We start from the raw sequence: 15932 nt of genomic DNA on the forward strand, positions 1-15932 counted from the left end.
TCGTTTTGTTAAGTAGTTGGAGTGCGGGAGAACCTTTGGCATTAAGCGCTTTAGCCGTGTACCAAGTCTTGTCGACTCGGGGAGACTTCTCCCTCGCGTCTCTTCGCAGCTAATCCAAAGGCTCGTTTCTGAACCTGCCTACCAACAGCGCCACTGTAATCGCGATATAGAGAACCCCGGTAACCCCTTCGAGTGCCGCGAGTATGCGGGCTTCCCCGCTAAGCGGCACGATATCGCCATAGCCAATCGTAGAGAGCGTTATGAGGCTGAAATAAAGGAGCTCGGTTTGACGGTCGTCTCCGTGGCTTCCAATCTGGATTGAGCCTGGAGAGAAGGCATCTATCGCTAAATACAGAGTCGCCCATAGCAACGCAAGCAACAGATAAATGTTGACCGCAGTGTAGAGCTGCGCCGTAGCGACGGAACGAGTGTTCCTTAAATGGGAGAAAAGACCTGCAGCCGCGAGTGCGAAGAACGCAGCCAGAAATCCCCATCGAACTCCGGTCAGTGTTCGGCTGCGGAACGTATTACCTGCCAGCACAAAGATCACATTGCCCAACGCCAACAGAACCGACGGCCACACCCACTGTTTTATCTGCGACAATCGGACAATGGATAAGACTACCGGTACGAACGTCACTGCCATGAGCACCAGTCGGCTCCAATTACCCTGGTTCAACACCGGAGTCAACAGAATCGCCACTAGGAGCGATAGGAGGAGTAACAAATCCGGTCGCGATTGAAGTTTCGAGCTCAATGGGAAAACCTCAATAACACCCATACTATCGAGTAGCTGTCAAAGTCCGTTATCACCGTGATCGGCTGGTCCGATCGTATTGTTGGAATGGTTCGACCCTGACGTATGTACTGGAAATGCTTTGCTTCAACAGCGACCAAAGTTCTCACGCCCGTTCGTGTGAACGCATGAGGTGTACGTACCTACCAGCATCGTCACGGTTGGACTTGTTTGAAATCGAAATAAGCCAGATTCATGTTGCCGAGGGTCACTATGTGGATGGTGAGAACATTTTTACCTTTACTGAGAGGGACTTTGAAGAGCTGTGACGCCAAATTCCAGTGGTGCCATTGACGCCAGGCCACCGGATCTGCAGGATCGTTGGTCGATGTGATCTGCAGAGCTCCTGTTGCGTTCTTTCCATTTACGTCCACTGATATCGTCCCGCCACGATTCGATGTGTAAAGGAAATCCGCTGCATATGTTCCCGCGTGTGTAACGTCGACTGTAATGTCGAACCACTCTCCGGGTTCGGTCCAGCCGACATAAGGCAGGTCTGCGGGAGGAACGATTTTGTCGAAGGGATTGTCATCGATCGGATCTGGTTTTCTCTGAAACTTCGTGTAGGAAGTATCCACTCCCTCCTGCATGCGAAATTCGTTGAGATAGGTGCCATCGGCCGGATTCAACTCTCCGCTGCCGTGATTCTTTTGATCGGTGTCGTGATACGCGACTCCTTCGCCGCCCAGGTCATAGTAGGCGCACAAGATCTTTCCAGGTATTTTCTGTGGACCGCCTTGATAGCGGCTGTCGTGATAAGGCAAGCCTTTATATTGGCTCAAGAATGACTGGGGAAATGCGGTCCTCGGCAGTATCGAAGCGGCAAGGAAGCACAGCGAAAGAAATCTAGCGCTCATTCTTCAACTCCGTGGGTACGGATTCGCACGGCGGCCAATGTGTTTGTTTTGCTTGAGCTAAACCTGGAACAGTTCGATCCCGTGTTCTTTTCCCAGATTGCGCGAGTACTTCTTCTCCGACGCATTGTTCCAATGCTCATGGACACCAAGGCTGCGGCATCGGATGCCGTCGCGGTCGGGGTCATAGAGCGTCTTCGAAGGCGGGTCGTTAGCCAAGGCAGATTCGCGCAAATAGTTATCGGCATTCGCGATATCCGGAAGATCAGGCCATTCCGAAGTGAGAAAATCGAATCCGACGGAATCGATCGCTACCCCGTCAAATGACATAAAAATGCTGTTCGGCCAAGCGTCGTTGAAGGGCGCCATCTTCCACTTACGATGAGGCGGACCATCCACGTTATCGTTTCCGTAGAGCCCATCAATAATAAAAAGGATGGTTTTCTCGCCGAGATCCTTATGACCCAGGAAATCTGTAAATGCTGAGTAACTTGCCGAACCGTCCCGCTTGGGAGGGAAGCCGTCGTGGGCGTTCTTGCGCCAGTCGGGATTGATACTCGTAGCGCCGAACAGATTCTTTGCACAAAGAGTGACGCCTGAACTCACATGCGCTCTCAATATCGCAGCATCGATGAGATAGGAAGCTTCAACGACTGTGGTATCCAGCCCCGAAGCATTGCGGCTTGTAACCGAAAAAGGGATCGCGTTGGGTTTGAACTCGGCTTTTACTCGTCCATCTCCCCCAATATGGTCCACAAACACGACGCCTGGAAATTCATGGTGAATCTTGTCGTAGAGATTGCTCGGGATGAACCGGCTGGAATCGAAGACGGTGATTGCTGATGCGGGCACTCGCCCGGGACCGGTCAATTGTCGGACAAGTGAAAGGATCAAATGGGGCGACGAGTTCAAGCGCTCGATCGTGCCATGGTCCGTTGTGTTGTTCAGGTTCGCCTTAATTGCGATCTTCTCGCCGGCCTTGTATCCGGCGTTGCCGCGATCATGAGTGCGATTGAAGTAGTGAAAGATGGAGTTCCATGCCTGGGCATCGTTTTTTTGATTAGTAAGACCGCGAATCGATCGGGAAACCAGGCGGTCGATTACAGACTGATTATTGTTTGCATCAGTCCACCAGGAACCCGTGCCATCCCAGGTCACAGCCGCCGGATCGTGCGCCCATGTGACTCGACCGGGAAGCACGCCGCGGGGAATTCCTAATGGCGTTAGCGGTTCGAACAAGGAGGAGGGTACGAAGCTGGCAGCGGCAAGTGATAGAGCGAACTGTCGGCGCGTCATGTCCATTTTTGTTTGCTCCTAAAGCACAAGACTTACGGCCCGGCATCATCGGATAGAATATCGATTTTCTACACGACCAAATATGATCGACGCGAGTATATTTGCGTTGTTGCGAGTGGGTCAATCGTCCGCCTTTCTTAGATCCCGACCACCCTGCATGTCTCTTCGGATCTTATGCATCGAACCGACCTAGTTCCTGAAATAGAACTTGCCTTTACCGACTTAGTTCATCCAAAAGTAGAAGGTGCGCAGATCGGCTGGCGCGCCCTGGCAACTCAACTTCTGTGAAGTCGATCATCAGCGCACTAAGCTTCAACTTGCCTGGCATGAAGTGACTCGACCAGGGCTCGGATGTCCCGGTTCTCGAAAACCCTACTTTCGGGCACTACGGTTTTCTGGACGACAACGTGCACCATGCCCCGCGCCAAATCGTCAGCCCGAATCACATGGTTGGGAAGGAGCACCCGAAACGCTGGATAGATCGCGCGCATGAGGCGGTAGGTGAAAGTTGGTTCCTTTCGCGGTTCGACAGGGTAGATGTATGCAGGCCGGAAGATATACACGCGCGGGAACCCCGCGGCGAGCACCGCGTTCTCTGCCTCTCCCTTATAACGTGCAAAAGCCATCCGGCTTCGACCGGTTGGGTCCGCGCCACTCCCACTCAAAAATGAGAATGCTGCGTCGGGGTTGCTTCTGCGGAGAACTCGTGCGAATTCGATTGTGTAGTTCACAGTAATTGTCCGGAGTTCTGCGTCTGAGACCGCCCCGGTATAGGCGCCCAGGCAGAAGATGGCTGCATCCTGACCTGATAGCGCCTCCGTGAGTGCAGCGCAGTCTGCGAAGTTGGCATGCACAACCTGGTTCAGTTTGGGATGCGAGATGTCGAGCTTCCGGCGCCCAATCGAAGTCACACTTCTGACGGCGGAGTTATCGAGCGCGTAGCGAAGGGCATGTCTGCCGACCATTCCACTCGCGCCCACAATGACGAGGCGCTTCTGGTCGGCGGTGGGAACGCTCATCGACACACTTGAAGCCACTTGGTGTGGCACTGTCATGACCTAATCCGCTCCTCGATCCAGTCAGACCCTGGTCCCGAACAACGGGATCAAAACATCTAAGTGCTTCATTTGGGGTCTAGGAACCTGAAAACCTTTCTTTCTCTCCCTCGGTTGTCCCGAAGTTGTACCGAGCCGCTCACCTCAAGACACCGATAAAGGATGATTTCAAAATGGGCCTGCCACTTGTAATTGCATTCACTGTGATCACTAGATTGAAGCTTCGATTCTTTTGATTCCTTCATTCCTTGCGCATCAATCCTTTAGCAACTTGCGGAAGCGAAATTCAGGACAACTGATTCTTGTGAGGAGCGTCGAAAGTTTGGCTGCGAATCCCGCTATTTCGCAATTTCTTAGTTCCGAAAGAGCGGAGCGTCAGGCCTCGATCCGGATCACGAGAACGACAAACGATTTGCAATCGATTCCTACAAGTAAATCAGTCCACGACGCAACGCGATAGCGAGCGCCTGGGTGCGATCATTGGCGCCGAGCTTTCCCATAATGTGTTTCATGTGAACCTTTACGGTTTCCTCGGTGATGTAGAGCTTCTCCGCGATGTCACGGTTGCGATTTCCGTCCACTAAGTGACGAAGAACCTCGACTTCGCGATCTGAAAGCGGCTCGTCGCTGTAGTGTTCCGCCAACTTGGCTGCGATCTGGCTCGGAATTTTCTTTTTTCCCGCGTGAACCCGGCGAATCGCATCGACCAACTCGCGAGGAGGCATGCTCTTGAGCATATAAGCTTGCGCCCCTTCTGCGAGGGCTCGGCGAATCTCGTCGTCCAACTCGAAGGTAGTCAGGATGATGCAACGTGCCTCAGGAAATCCGGCGCGGATGGCGATCATTGCGTCGATGCCGCTTATGTCCGGAAGCCTGAGATCCATGAGAATGACGTCAGCCTTTTGCTGCCGACAATAGTCAATGCCCTGCCGTCCTGTGGAGGCTTGTGCCACCAACACCATGTCCGGTTGAGCGTTGATGAGGGTCTCAATTCCGTAGCGGAACACGGGATGGTCATCAATATGCAAAATCGTAATTTTCTCACTCATACTCATCTGCCGTTTATTGCTTCTTGCTGGGCTTCAGGTTTACAAGCAACATCTCTCACGAAAACCGATTCTTGCAGCACGCAGGCTGCGTTCGGATTGCGTCAGCATAGTGCAGTGTCTAAGAGAATCAAGCACTCTTGATCTATATTCTTCTCCACGTCAGTCCTTCCTAAAACCGCCATTCACACCGATGGTTGAATTTCCCCGCAATGCAGTTCGCTGTTGCGTCGCGGCGAACCTACGCTGTGGCTCGAGCTCTTCTGCCCCACCGCGCTCACGATCCTCATACTGCTTGGAATTACTTGGCGGAAAGTTTGCCACCTTCTCTATGGTCCGAGTGCAGGCTTCGCGAACTTCGGAAGCCGAACAGCCGAGCAGCAGAGCACACTCGTGCACACGGTAGCGCTCCAGAACGCACAGCACGAAAACAAAGCGCTCGAAGTCTGCAAGGCCCAACATGGCGTACAGGTCGAAATGGCCGCTTGACTGCTGATCGTGAGAGAGGACAGTTGGGAGAAGCACGGAAGAATTGGAACGTTGCCGTCGCGGATTCAGTTCACGAATTGCGTTTTCGACAATCATGCGCTTTGCCCAGGCGCGTACCCGTTCCCGAAACACCCAGTTCGCTTTAACGCAACTCTCAATGCCGGCAACAAAGCACCTTTCTGCCCTTTCGGGATCGCCCGCAAGGAGAAACGAGAGCTGATAAAGACCATGCAAATCTTCGTCAAAAGTTTTGAGGAAATCCTCGCAAGTCGCGTAGCGATTCGAACCGTCTCTGTCCGTTCCATTGTAGGACTGCTCAGTCATTTCTCCACCTCTCAAGAGCTCCATGGACGATTTCTAAGAGGACTGCATCGTCGAACGGTTTGGCCAAGAACTCCACTGCCCCCTCGCGCATCGCATGAATTCGCATCTTGGCGTCGCCATGCGCAGTGATGAAGATGATCGGTATTCGGCCTCGCTCCGCCTTAAGCTTCGCTTGCAGTTCAAGACCGGACATACCTGGCATGCGAACGTCGGCGATCAGGCACCCAGCCTCTTGGAGGGCATTGGAATGCAGGAATTGTTCCGCGGAGCCGAAGCAGAGCGTGTACAGGCCATCCGACTCGATCAGATCTTGCAGCGCACGCTGAAACGACTCGTCGTCGTCCACGATTGCTACGAGTCTTGAGGCTCGCCGGATACTCATCGGACGAAGGCTAGCGACATCGCGAAGCGCGCACAATCCGCACTTAGTCGTGACGAACTATTACTTAGGTGATAGACGACTAGAAGATAAAAAGCGGGGACTCAACCGGACCGGCTACAAACTCGCGAGGCTACTTACGTGGTGAGAGTTTTAATTTGTCGGCCATGCGTAGTAGCTCAACCACAGATTCCGCCCGCATCTTCCGCATGACGTGGCCTCGGTGGATTTTTACTGTACCCTCGCTTGCGCGGATTTCAGAGGCAATCTGCTTATTCAGCAGGCCGGTGACGACGAGAGTCATAACCTCACGCTCTCGCGCGGTCAATGACTGATATCGCTCTTGCAAATTGTGGATCTCGGCCTGCTGCTTTCGCGCGGCGATGTCACCCTGGAGAGCCTGCTGAATGGCGTCCAGCAGATCCTGGTCCCTGAAGGGTTTCGTCAAGAATTCCACCGCACCCGACTTCAACGCCCTGACCGACATGGGAATGTCGCCGTGAGCCGTAATAAAGATGATGGGAATCTGAACGCCAGTTTCGGCCAATTGGCGCTGGAAATCGAGTCCGCTCATTTGGGGCAATCTTACGTCCAGGATTAGGCAACTCGGTTCACTCGTGCGTTGGTTGTTAAGAAACTCCTGGCCCGTTGCGAAAGCTTGGGCGCGGAGGCCAACTGACTCTACGAGATCCTGGATCGCCTGACGCATGCCGCGGTCATCATCGATGATGAACACGGTGGGAACGGCCGCCGATTTCATGCATGAGCCTCAGCTTCGACGGGAAGAGTGAAATAAAAGGTCGCGCCAGGCCCCTGATTGGCAGTGGCCCAGATTCGTCCTCCGAGAGACTCTACGATCGAGCGGCTGATAGCCAACCCCATGCCCGTCCCCTGTGGCTTTGTCGTCTGAAACGCGTCAAAAATTCGTTCGGGATTTTCCGCCGGCAATCCTATTCCGGTGTCGCTGATCGAAATGAGTAGTTGCCTTTGGGGATTCGGTCGCGATCTAATCATCAATTCGCCACCCGTGTCTTTCATGGCCTCGATGGCGTTCAACATGAGGTTCATGAATACCTGTTGGAGTTGCACCCGGTCAGCCAGGATGTCAGGCACATCTTCGTCGAGTTCACAACGAATAATTACGGAGTGCCGAAGGGCTTCGTCCCCAAGCAGGACCGTCATTTCTCGAATGATCTCTTTGACGTCAACGATCTCGCGTTGAGGAGGGATGCCTTTCTTGTAGAAGGACCGCAAGCGGTTGATGACATCGGCGGCACGGTTTCCGTCCTGCTCGATTCTCGTTGCTGCTGCCCGCGCTCTTTCTAGGTCCGGGGGATCATGCGCAAGCCATCGCAAAAGCGCGTTGGCGCTCGTGATCGAGGCTGCAATGGGCTGCTTGATTTCGTGCGCCAACGCGGCGGCCAGTTCTCCCATCATGTTGACGCGGTTGATGTGCGCCAAATCAGCTTCCAGTTGCCGCAACTTTTCGCGCTCCTGCTCGGCATGCTTTCGTTCGGTTATATCCATCGTGACACCGACGTACTCCCCGGTTTCTCCAGCGGGATTGCGATGTCCTATGGTACGTAGGAATCGGATCTGGCCGTCGTCGGCACGACAAATGCGAAATTCGCGAATTTCGTAATCCATTCTTGTGCGGATTGCATTTTCAAGAGTTGCCCTCACCGCCGGCTCGTCTTCCGGGTGGAGAGTGGCCCAAAAGCTTTCGAGTGGAGTAGGACCTTGGCGTGGATCGAAGCCGTGTATGCGATATGTTTCTTCCGACAGATGAAAGTTTTGCCTGGTAGCGAAATTCGATGCCCAACTGCCGATGTGCGCCAGGCTTTGCGCCTCCGCGAGGTATGCTTGCTCCCGCCGCAACTCCCGCATTAATAACTCATTCTCTGTGACGTCAATCGTGGTGCCGACAAACCCTTTGAAAACTCCTTGTTCAAAGACGGGAACAGCCACGGCACGAACATAGCGCAGTTGCCCATCAGGTCGAATAATTCGCTCGATTAGGTCGTGTCCCTTGTGTTGCTCCAGCATGATTTTGATGGTTTCAGCCATGGAGGCTCGGTCTTGTGGATGGACGAGGGCTAGATACTGTTCGACAGTAGGCGCTCCGTTCTGCGGATCGAGGCCGTAGATTTTGTACAGCTCTTCGGACCAATAATGACCAGACTCGTCGAACGCCCAGCTCCCTATATGAGCGAGGCGCTGTCCTTCGCTCAGATAAAACTGGCTTCGCCGCAGGGCTTCCTCCGCTCGCTTGCGCTCAGTGATGTCCTGGGTGGTGCCGAACATTTGGTAAGGTCGTCCCGATGAGTCTCTTTTTAAATCAGCCAGGCTGTGTACGACGCGCATTTCCCCGCTGGGACGAAAAAGTCGGTGTTCACAGTCAGCGCGCGTTCCAGAACGAATGGCCCCTTCTGCTGTCCGAAAAACAGCCTCTCGATCATCAGGGTGGATCATTTCGCGCACCTTGTCTAAGTCGATGGGGCCTTCCTGTGGCGACAGCCCAAAGATGCGGTAGGTTTCGTCCGACCAGATTAGGTGATTCGTCTGAAGGTCCCACACCCAATAGCCAACGTGGGCGACGCGTTGGGCTTCTTCAAGCCATGTCTTGCTTTCTTGTAATTCGCGAGACAGCGCCTGGTGCTCTTCCTCGGCGCGCTTCCGGTCAGTAATGTCCTGAACCGTACCGAATATTTCATACGGCCGGCCGGATGCGTCTCTTTTCACAGTGCCGATACCCTGGACAGTACGCACTTCGCCGTCAGGACGAACAACACGATGCTCCGCCTCAGTGTGGATTCCGCTACGAATATCCTGCTCAACTGCCCTGAAAACACGCTCCCGATCGTCAGGGTGGATCATTTCGCGTACCTTGTCGAAGTCAACGGGACCTTCCTGTGGCGTCAACCCAAAAATGCGATAGCTTTCGTCCGACCAGATTACGCGACTCTCGATAAGGTTCCATTCGTAGTGCCCTATGTGGGCGACACGTTGAGCCTCTTCAAGCTTTGCTTTGCTTTTTTGTAAGTTGCGAGACAGGGCCTCGCGCTCTTCATCGGCGCGTTTGCGCTCCGTGATATCGGTAACTACGCCGATGTACTCGAGGTTGCCGGAGTCATCTCTTCCGGCATGCGCAACCGCGTGGACATACTTGATGACACCATCGGGAAGGAGAATTCGATGCTCGACATCCAAGTCCATGCCGTTCTGCGCGGCACGATCCGACAGCTCTCGCACGCGGACCAGGTCCTCGGGGTGAACTCTGTCGAAAACCAGATCGAGCGTAGGATTCGTCTCTCGCGTGAAGCCCAGAATCCTGTAGGTTTCGTCCGACCAAACGAGCTCACCACTGCTGACCTTCCACCCGAAAGTTCCCGAATGACTTAGTCTCTGAGCATCTGCCAGGTACTGCCATCGTCTTTGCAACTCTGCCTGCGCTCGTTTCAAATGCTCGTTGGCCTTTTCCAGTTCGTTGGTCCTCTCGGTACCCCGAGCTTGCAAGACGTTGCTCGCTTCGACGAGAAGTTTTCGGTTTCGGCGCCGGCTACTCAGCAGGCCAACCAACAAGCTCAAAATCACAAGAGAAGTCAGAGTCGGCATCATTGGAAATGCAATCTCCGAAATTCGAAGAATCTTACCCTAGCCTCTCTAACCGTTGCTCCAAGGCGACCGCTGGCAGCCGCAGGAGGTTTTGACGAGAATGAACCCTGAACCGTCTTCGGCCTCAGCGTAATCGTGGAGGATCGCACGAGCTATGCGAAAAGCAATCAGCTCAAGATACTGATAAGCGAGTGATTTCAAAATGGGCTTCCACCTGTACTTCATTCGCTGAATCTTAATTAGTAGGTTGAAGGTTCGATTCCTTCCGTGCTCACCCATCTTTTCAAGCAGATGCGGGCGATTTGAAGAAGCCGATAGGCGAGCCTCAACAGCTATGACACCAAGTAGTTGCAGATCCGACCTATGAACTCAAAACTGGTCGGGGGCGGGCGACGGCACATGCAAGTCCAGCACCGTCATGCCCTGCTTCTTGTCGATATTGGTGAAGTAATGGACGGTATTTTCCGGCACCAGGATATAAGTGCCCTTTCTCACGTGATGGGTGACCCCGCCCTCTACGCCGTCGCCCACCAGGTTGGACGAATTCCGGCACGTAGGATGGATCAGCGTCCCGCCCAATATCAGATCGGCCTCACCGTCCACTACGTAGAAGAATTCCGCCATGCGGATGTGCAGCGAGGGGGGCGTGGCCGAGCGACGATATTCCACCGCCGCGTGGTGCAGCAGTCCGGCGCTCAGCACCACCTGGGCCGCAATCGCCTGGTCGGGCTTGATGATATTTTTCACCACGCCGACGCGATCGGCGACTTCGGCATCGTCTGACAGCATGCGGTTCTGCGCCTCGCCGGTCGGCGGTGGCATTACCGCAAGCTTTGAGCACATCTGGCCCTGCGTCGACTCCTGCGCGGCAGCGGCAGTCAACAAGGCTAAAATCATTAGTGAAGATTTCATCTCTATCCTCCTGCTTATTGTGGTTGGGAAATCCGCAAGCGAGGACACGCCGCAACTAGTCACGCTTAGGATTGTGTCATGAGCCTCAATCCTTCTTCTTCAGAATCATTACGCACTTCGCAGGGCGTGTCGAAGTACATAGTCGCATGGTGTTCAGCAGTGTATGCAGGCCAATGCGGGATGCCACTGTGATTAGGATTCCCAGTTCGGGCAAAGCTTACCCAGGCAGTGCTGATCTGCTTCGATAGCGCGAATGCTTCAGCAGCGCCACCGCTGTAGTGGTCGCACAGTTCCGCGTTGTCGAAGGTGAAGGCGATTTCGCAAGCGTGAAACGGGCCGGGACGGTCATCCAACACTGGAGTCCTCCAGGAAAAGATGTAAGAGTATGAGTGGGCTGCACCCGAAGCAGCCTTCCGGAGGGCCTGTGCGAACGCCGGGCGGCGCGTTTGTGAGGAGGCAGCGATCGTGGCGTATAGATCAAATGGAGTCGCCTTCGGATAATCGCGCCGGAACGCCTCGACAATCGCCTTGCTGTTTTCGCCGAACGCTTCACTAACCAGCCGATTCACTTCCACCATCTCCATTGCGCTAGCTTCGGGGCGATCTAACCCATTCACGAACTCGTGAAGATTAGTGCCAGTAATCAACGGTACGTCGGCTGAGATTTCTGGAGCTCCCGGATCGAATGGGTGACGAGGAAGTATGTGGCCATCCACTGTCGGCCCCCAATCGTATTCACCGTAGACTCTACGAATGGAAGGTTTGGGCCGAGGCATTTTCTTCATGGCTTCGGCCGCAGCACCCGAAAGCCGATCAACCGGGATTAACTGCAGTTCACTCACCTGCGATTTGGATAAACCCAGCTCTGCGATGACGAGTTCAGCCAGATGTTCCGAGTAATCAGGAGAAAGCGATTTAAGAAAGGGTCCGCTCTGCACAATGGCACGATGGAATAAGCCCTTCGCCGCCGGCATCGCCATGAGGGCAATGACTTTTCCTCCGCCGCCCGATTGACCAAAAATGGTTACGCTTCTCGCGTCGCCACCGAAAGTCGCGATGTTATCGCGAACCCACTCTAATACAGCTACAAGGTCGAGCATGCCAACGTTGGCGGAGCTGGCATATTCTTCTCCTCCCAATTGCGCAAGGTTGAGATAGCCATACACGTTCAGCCGATGATTGTGAGTCACGACCACTACGTCATGATTGCGGGCAAGACTCTCGCCGTCATAGGCAAGAAGATCATGACCGCTGCCGCCAGAAAATCCTCCACCGTGCATGTACACCATGACTGGGCGCTTATGCGAGCCATTGATCTCCTGTGTCCATAGATTGAGACGCAGGCAATCCTCGCCTGGGACCGTGGCCGCCGCGCCACGATGCAGCACGAACTGATCTTCGTCGGAGGTCGCAAGGTTTTTCCCGTCGGTATTGAAGTGCGCAGAGTCCTGATTCGGGCAAACGCGTCCATATTGCAATGCGTTGCGAACCCCACTCCAGGGTTCGGGCTTGATTGGCGGCATGAAGCGCCTGGCACCAGACGTGGATGCGCCATAAGGTACGCCTTTGAAAATGTACACACCGTTCCGCCTGAAGCCGCGGATTTTTCCGCTGGTTGTTTCTGCGACCGTCACTGCGTCAGAAGCGGTAACCGTGCCACGTTCCCGGCTTGCTGTCGGTTTTGTTTTCGGAAGCGCTTCCGGCGTGGGATGTGCTATCGAAGTGGTGGGTAAGATGACCGAACCGGCTAATTGTGCTCCCAGGGTTGCTATGCCGCTGATGAAGGAACGCCGTCCCTGGGAAGCAACTCCTAGCCCGTGCTTCACGTTTTTGTGCACATGCGGATCTTTCATCGAATCCTCCAGGAGTTCATCGTTTTGCTCGAAGAAGGCTTCAGACTTCGCATTTCACAGCATCAATTGGCCGCCGTTCACCTCGATAGTCTCACCCACTACGTAGCTGGCGGCTTCGGAGGCCAAAAAGGCGATCACGTTCGCGCATTCCATAGCTGTGCCCACGCGGCCGAGGGGAATTGCGGCGACGAAATTGCGCATCATCTCCGGCGTCGAGAACACTTCGTGAAAGGGAGTGTCGATTACACCTGGGGAGACGGCATTGACGCGCACGCCATATGGAGCAAGTTCCTTAGCCAGGGATTTGGTGTACGTGATCAGTCCGCCTTTCGCCGCAGAATACGGGCCCGCGCCTGGTCCTCCGCCACTTCGACCGGCGATCGAGACGACGTTGATGATCGCGCCTCTCTTGCGCTCGACCATCGATGAAGCTACCGCCTTCGAGCAAAGTGCGGCGCTGGTGAGATTGAGATTGAAGATCTCGTTCCACGTGGCTTCGTCGAGCTCAGCCACTGTCATACGGCGCAACAGCGAACCCGCGTTATTGACGAGAATATCGATGGGCCCAAGCTGCTCCGTTGCGTTCTTCACCATCGACTGAATCTCGCAGCTTTTGCGCATATCCGCCCGGATTGAAATTGCTTTGCCGCCGGCATCGCCAATTTGCCGTTGAACGTGAGCCGCGCCGTCGCCATTGCTGTGATATCCAATCGCGACCTTCGCTCCCAATTCGGCAAATACGGAAGCCGTTGCTGCACCAATGCCCGACGACGCGCCGGTAATCAATGCAACTTTCCCAGTTAGGTCCAGATAGTTCTGCATCTCAGTTTGGTATCGCCGCTTCTTCTAAAGTCAAACCGCGAATCCTTCTCCTACCGATGGGCCGTAACTCACCCACGAGCAGCCATAGAATGGTCGCACAGATCAGCGGGAGCAATCCGAAGCCGACGAACACTGGCGTGTACGAATAGTGATCCACCAGCCAGCCGGTGATCAGCGTGAACAGCATGCCACCGAATCCGGAGCCCATACTTGCAAGTCCATAAACCGAGGCAACAGAGTTTTTAGGAAACACGTCGCCCGGCATAGCCAGCATATTCGCGAGGCTGCCGGTATAACCAAGCATCGCGACGGAAATAAGCGCAATCGCGAGCCACGTCTGTTGCACCAGGACAGCGCCGATGGCGGAGGTCATCAACGCCGCAAACAACGTGACCGCGCTCTTGCGCGCCAAGGTTACAGAGGCGCCCCGCCGCAGGAGCCAGCCGGAAAATCCGCCGCCCAGAAAATTGCCCGCTCCCGCTACCGCAAAGGGAATCCAGGAATATTTGCCGATCGCCGCCATGTCGAATGCACGCGCCCGTTTCAGATATTCGGGAAACCAGAAGAGGTAGAAGTACCACACCGGGTCCAGAAAAATCTTAGATAACGCGAATCCAACGACGAAGCGCGTGCGCGCGAGTTCGCGCACGGGAATCGGCGGCACATCGAGTTCGGCATCGACTGCTGGCAGCGTCTGATAAGTGGGCAGCCACAGGACCAGCCATAGAAGTCCCACCGCGCCAATGGCTGTAAACGCTGCCGGCCATCCGTAATGCAGCAGAATCCATGCGACGATAGGCGGAGCCAGGATCGCGCCTACTGCCGAGCCACTGTTGAAGATTCCGGAGGCCAGGGCGCGTTCGGTTTCGGGAAACCACTCCGTCGCTACCTTGACTCCGGCGGGCCAGTTGCCGGCTTCACCAATTCCCAGCAAGAACCGAAACATCCCGAGGCTGATTGCACCGGTTGCGAAGCTGTGCAAAAGCGCAGCCACCGACCACCACAACATGCACAACCCGTACCCGAGCTTTGTCCCCAACCGATCGATGACCGGCCCGGAGATACCGTTGCTCACGGTGTAAGCCAGCAGGAATGCGAACACAACGCGCGAATATTCCACGTTGCTCATGTGGAAATGCTCACGCAGCACGGGTGCGGCTACGGAAAGCGTTTGCCGATCGAGATAGTTGATGACCGTCGCCCAGAAGGCGAACGAGATCATAAGCCAACGGCGGCGGGGGAATAGCATTCCACCTCACGTGCAAACTTGAGCAGTTCCATTCCGGTTCGGTCCGCCTTGGCGCCCGCTGCCAAAACGCTTTCCGTTCTTGCGGTTCGGGCCAGTAGAGTCAGAGATTCTCCGGCAGGATTGGCGCTCAATCAGGCGCACGCCGATCACCCGGTGTTCCGGTTCGCGAATGCCGTCCTTCGCCATCATGTTCAACAGCATCTCGATGGCCGCTTTCCCGATTTCGTACTTTGGCTGATCGATCGTGGTCAAAGGTGGATTAGTGATCTGGGACATTTCGACGTTGTCGAAGCCGATGATCGACAGGTCGTCGGGAATGCGAATCCCCTTTTCGATTGCGGCGCGAATGCAGCCGAAGGCAAGCACATCGTTTCCGGCGAAGATCGCTGTGATCTTGCGATCGGCTTCCAACAGTTGACGGGCCGACTCATAGCCGCCTGCGAAAGTGTGCTCCCCATAAATGACTTCCGGCTCCGGGAGGCCCCGATCGTGAAAAGCCTTCAGGAATCCCTTGGCGCGATCGGTCAAGTTGCCGTGTGCCCGCGGACCGGTGATGTGACCCACCCTGACGTGACCGAGATCGATCAGGTATTTGCCCGCGATCTCGCCGCCCTGGAGATTGTCTCCTAATACCGAAGAGAAACGCCGATACACCGAACTGCGATTCAGCAGCACGATCGGCACGCCGGCAGCCCTCAACTGATCTTGCTGCGCGCGATTCAATCCCGCGACTGAATTCATCACGATCCCATCCACACGCTTGGCGAGAAGCGAGTTGAAGTATCCCATCTGCTTTTCAGCTTTCAAGTCGCTATTACAGAGGACTAGGTCGCGACCTGCACGATGCGCAGCGTCTTCCGCGCCCCGAGCAACTTCCGCGAAGAATGGGTTGCGAATGTCACTTACTACCAGACCAATACTTTGCGAGTGCCCCGTCACCAAGCCGCGAGCGACTTGGTTGGTGCGGTAGTTGAGCCGGGTGGCGACCTCCACTACGTGCTTGCGCGTCTCATCGTTTACGCCGTAACCGTTGTTGAGGGCTCTTGAAACCGTGGAAGTATTCACGCCTGATTCGCGGGCAACGTCTTTGATCGTGACTGGCATGGGACCCTATTGCAACCGTTTCCGAATTATCCGCACTGAATGAGGTTATGTCAATCTATTACGGACTCAATCGAAGAAGCCACGCGGACAGCGGCCAGAGTCGGGGCTTTTCCGAAGGTACTGCCGCTGTAGCTAGCT

Annotated in this window: 14 protein-coding genes and 1 tRNA gene; 1 reads left to right on the forward strand and 14 read right to left on the reverse strand. The window is 54.9% G+C overall.

The annotated features are described in order from the left end of the window. Positions 1-109: 109 nt before the first annotated feature. The 9 genes from VNX88_16960 to VNX88_17000 all read right to left on the reverse strand — a co-directional run bounded on the left by VNX88_16960 (position 110) and on the right by VNX88_17000 (position 9857). On the reverse strand, positions 110-757 hold the full coding sequence (locus VNX88_16960) for a potassium channel family protein (GenBank protein ID HWY70362.1): 648 nt from the start codon (positions 755-757) through the stop codon (positions 110-112). Positions 758-951: 194 nt separating this feature from the next. Continuing rightward, positions 952-1653, reverse strand: a complete 702-nt coding sequence (locus VNX88_16965; GenBank protein HWY70363.1) for a hypothetical protein — start codon at positions 1651-1653, stop codon at positions 952-954. A 57-nt stretch (positions 1654-1710) separates the two neighbouring features. Next, complete coding sequence (locus VNX88_16970) at positions 1711-2952, reverse strand: DUF362 domain-containing protein (GenBank protein ID HWY70364.1); 1242 nt, start codon at positions 2950-2952, stop codon at positions 1711-1713. Between the two features lie 299 nt (positions 2953-3251). Further along, positions 3252-4001, reverse strand: coding sequence for an NAD(P)H-binding protein (locus tag VNX88_16975; GenBank protein HWY70365.1), 750 nt, complete (start codon positions 3999-4001; stop codon positions 3252-3254). Positions 4002-4426: 425 nt separating this feature from the next. Further along, complete coding sequence (locus VNX88_16980) at positions 4427-5050, reverse strand: response regulator transcription factor (GenBank protein HWY70366.1); 624 nt, start codon at positions 5048-5050, stop codon at positions 4427-4429. A 159-nt stretch (positions 5051-5209) separates the two neighbouring features. After that, on the reverse strand, positions 5210-5860 hold the full coding sequence (locus VNX88_16985; protein ID HWY70367.1) for a hypothetical protein: 651 nt from the start codon (positions 5858-5860) through the stop codon (positions 5210-5212). After that, entirely contained in the window at positions 5853-6242 is a 390-nt protein-coding gene (locus VNX88_16990; protein ID HWY70368.1) for a response regulator, read from the reverse strand. The genes VNX88_16985 and VNX88_16990 overlap by 8 nt, the downstream gene beginning before the upstream one ends. A gap of 130 nt (positions 6243-6372) precedes the next feature. After that, positions 6373-6999, reverse strand: a complete 627-nt coding sequence (locus tag VNX88_16995; GenBank protein ID HWY70369.1) for a response regulator transcription factor — start codon at positions 6997-6999, stop codon at positions 6373-6375. After that, the gene (locus VNX88_17000) at positions 6996-9857 is read right to left on the reverse strand and encodes a PAS domain-containing protein (GenBank protein HWY70370.1); all 2862 of its coding nucleotides are present in this window, start codon (positions 9855-9857) and stop codon (positions 6996-6998) included. Before VNX88_17000 ends, VNX88_16995 begins: the two co-directional genes overlap by 4 nt. A 186-nt stretch (positions 9858-10043) precedes the next feature. Here VNX88_17000 and VNX88_17005 point away from each other — a divergent pair. Further along, a tRNA-Lys gene (locus VNX88_17005) sits at positions 10044-10128 on the forward strand. A gap of 95 nt (positions 10129-10223) precedes the next feature. On the opposite strand, the gene VNX88_17010 is transcribed toward VNX88_17005, so the two are convergent. From VNX88_17010 to VNX88_17030, 5 genes are all read right to left on the reverse strand, one after another. Then, positions 10224-10766 (reverse strand): cupin domain-containing protein, encoded by a 543-nt coding sequence (locus tag VNX88_17010; GenBank protein ID HWY70371.1) that lies wholly within the window; start codon positions 10764-10766, stop codon positions 10224-10226. Positions 10767-10831: 65 nt separating this feature from the next. Beyond that, entirely contained in the window at positions 10832-12619 is a 1788-nt protein-coding gene (locus tag VNX88_17015; protein ID HWY70372.1) for a carboxylesterase family protein, read from the reverse strand. 54 nt (positions 12620-12673) lie between these two features. Continuing rightward, the gene (locus VNX88_17020; GenBank protein ID HWY70373.1) at positions 12674-13441 is read right to left on the reverse strand and encodes a glucose 1-dehydrogenase; all 768 of its coding nucleotides are present in this window, start codon (positions 13439-13441) and stop codon (positions 12674-12676) included. Position 13442: 1 nt separating this feature from the next. Next, positions 13443-14663, reverse strand: a complete 1221-nt coding sequence (locus tag VNX88_17025; GenBank protein HWY70374.1) for an MFS transporter — start codon at positions 14661-14663, stop codon at positions 13443-13445. Between the two features lie 33 nt (positions 14664-14696). Beyond that, positions 14697-15794, reverse strand: a complete 1098-nt coding sequence (locus tag VNX88_17030) for a LacI family DNA-binding transcriptional regulator (protein HWY70375.1) — start codon at positions 15792-15794, stop codon at positions 14697-14699. Positions 15795-15932: the final 138 nt, after the last annotated feature.

It is taken from the genome of Terriglobales bacterium, from assembly GCA_035567895.1.
GTDB lineage: Bacteria > Acidobacteriota > Terriglobia > Terriglobales > Acidobacteriaceae > Gp1-AA112.

Bases quoted from the DNA above. Each gene is read 5' to 3' on its own strand.
- VNX88_17000 (HWY70370.1), bottom strand. From the start codon at position 9,857: ATGATGCCGACTCTGACTTCTCTTGTGATTTTGAGCTTGTTGGTTGGC.
- VNX88_17030 (HWY70375.1), bottom strand. From the start codon at position 15,794: ATGCCAGTCACGATCAAAGACGTTGCCCGCGAATCAGGCGTGAATACT.
- VNX88_16995 (HWY70369.1), bottom strand. From the start codon at position 6,999: ATGAAATCGGCGGCCGTTCCCACCGTGTTCATCATCGATGATGACCGC.
- VNX88_16980 (HWY70366.1), bottom strand. From the start codon at position 5,050: ATGAGTGAGAAAATTACGATTTTGCATATTGATGACCATCCCGTGTTC.
- VNX88_17015 (HWY70372.1), bottom strand. From the start codon at position 12,619: ATGAAAGATCCGCATGTGCACAAAAACGTGAAGCACGGGCTAGGAGTT.
- VNX88_16965 (HWY70363.1), bottom strand. From the start codon at position 1,653: ATGAGCGCTAGATTTCTTTCGCTGTGCTTCCTTGCCGCTTCGATACTG.
- VNX88_17025 (HWY70374.1), bottom strand. From the start codon at position 14,663: ATGATCTCGTTCGCCTTCTGGGCGACGGTCATCAACTATCTCGATCGG.
- VNX88_17020 (HWY70373.1), bottom strand. From the start codon at position 13,441: ATGCAGAACTATCTGGACCTAACTGGGAAAGTTGCATTGATTACCGGC.
- VNX88_17010 (HWY70371.1), bottom strand. From the start codon at position 10,766: ATGAAATCTTCACTAATGATTTTAGCCTTGTTGACTGCCGCTGCCGCG.
- VNX88_16990 (HWY70368.1), bottom strand. From the start codon at position 6,242: ATGAGTATCCGGCGAGCCTCAAGACTCGTAGCAATCGTGGACGACGAC.
- VNX88_16985 (HWY70367.1), bottom strand. From the start codon at position 5,860: ATGACTGAGCAGTCCTACAATGGAACGGACAGAGACGGTTCGAATCGC.
- VNX88_16975 (HWY70365.1), bottom strand. From the start codon at position 4,001: ATGACAGTGCCACACCAAGTGGCTTCAAGTGTGTCGATGAGCGTTCCC.
- VNX88_16970 (HWY70364.1), bottom strand. From the start codon at position 2,952: ATGGACATGACGCGCCGACAGTTCGCTCTATCACTTGCCGCTGCCAGC.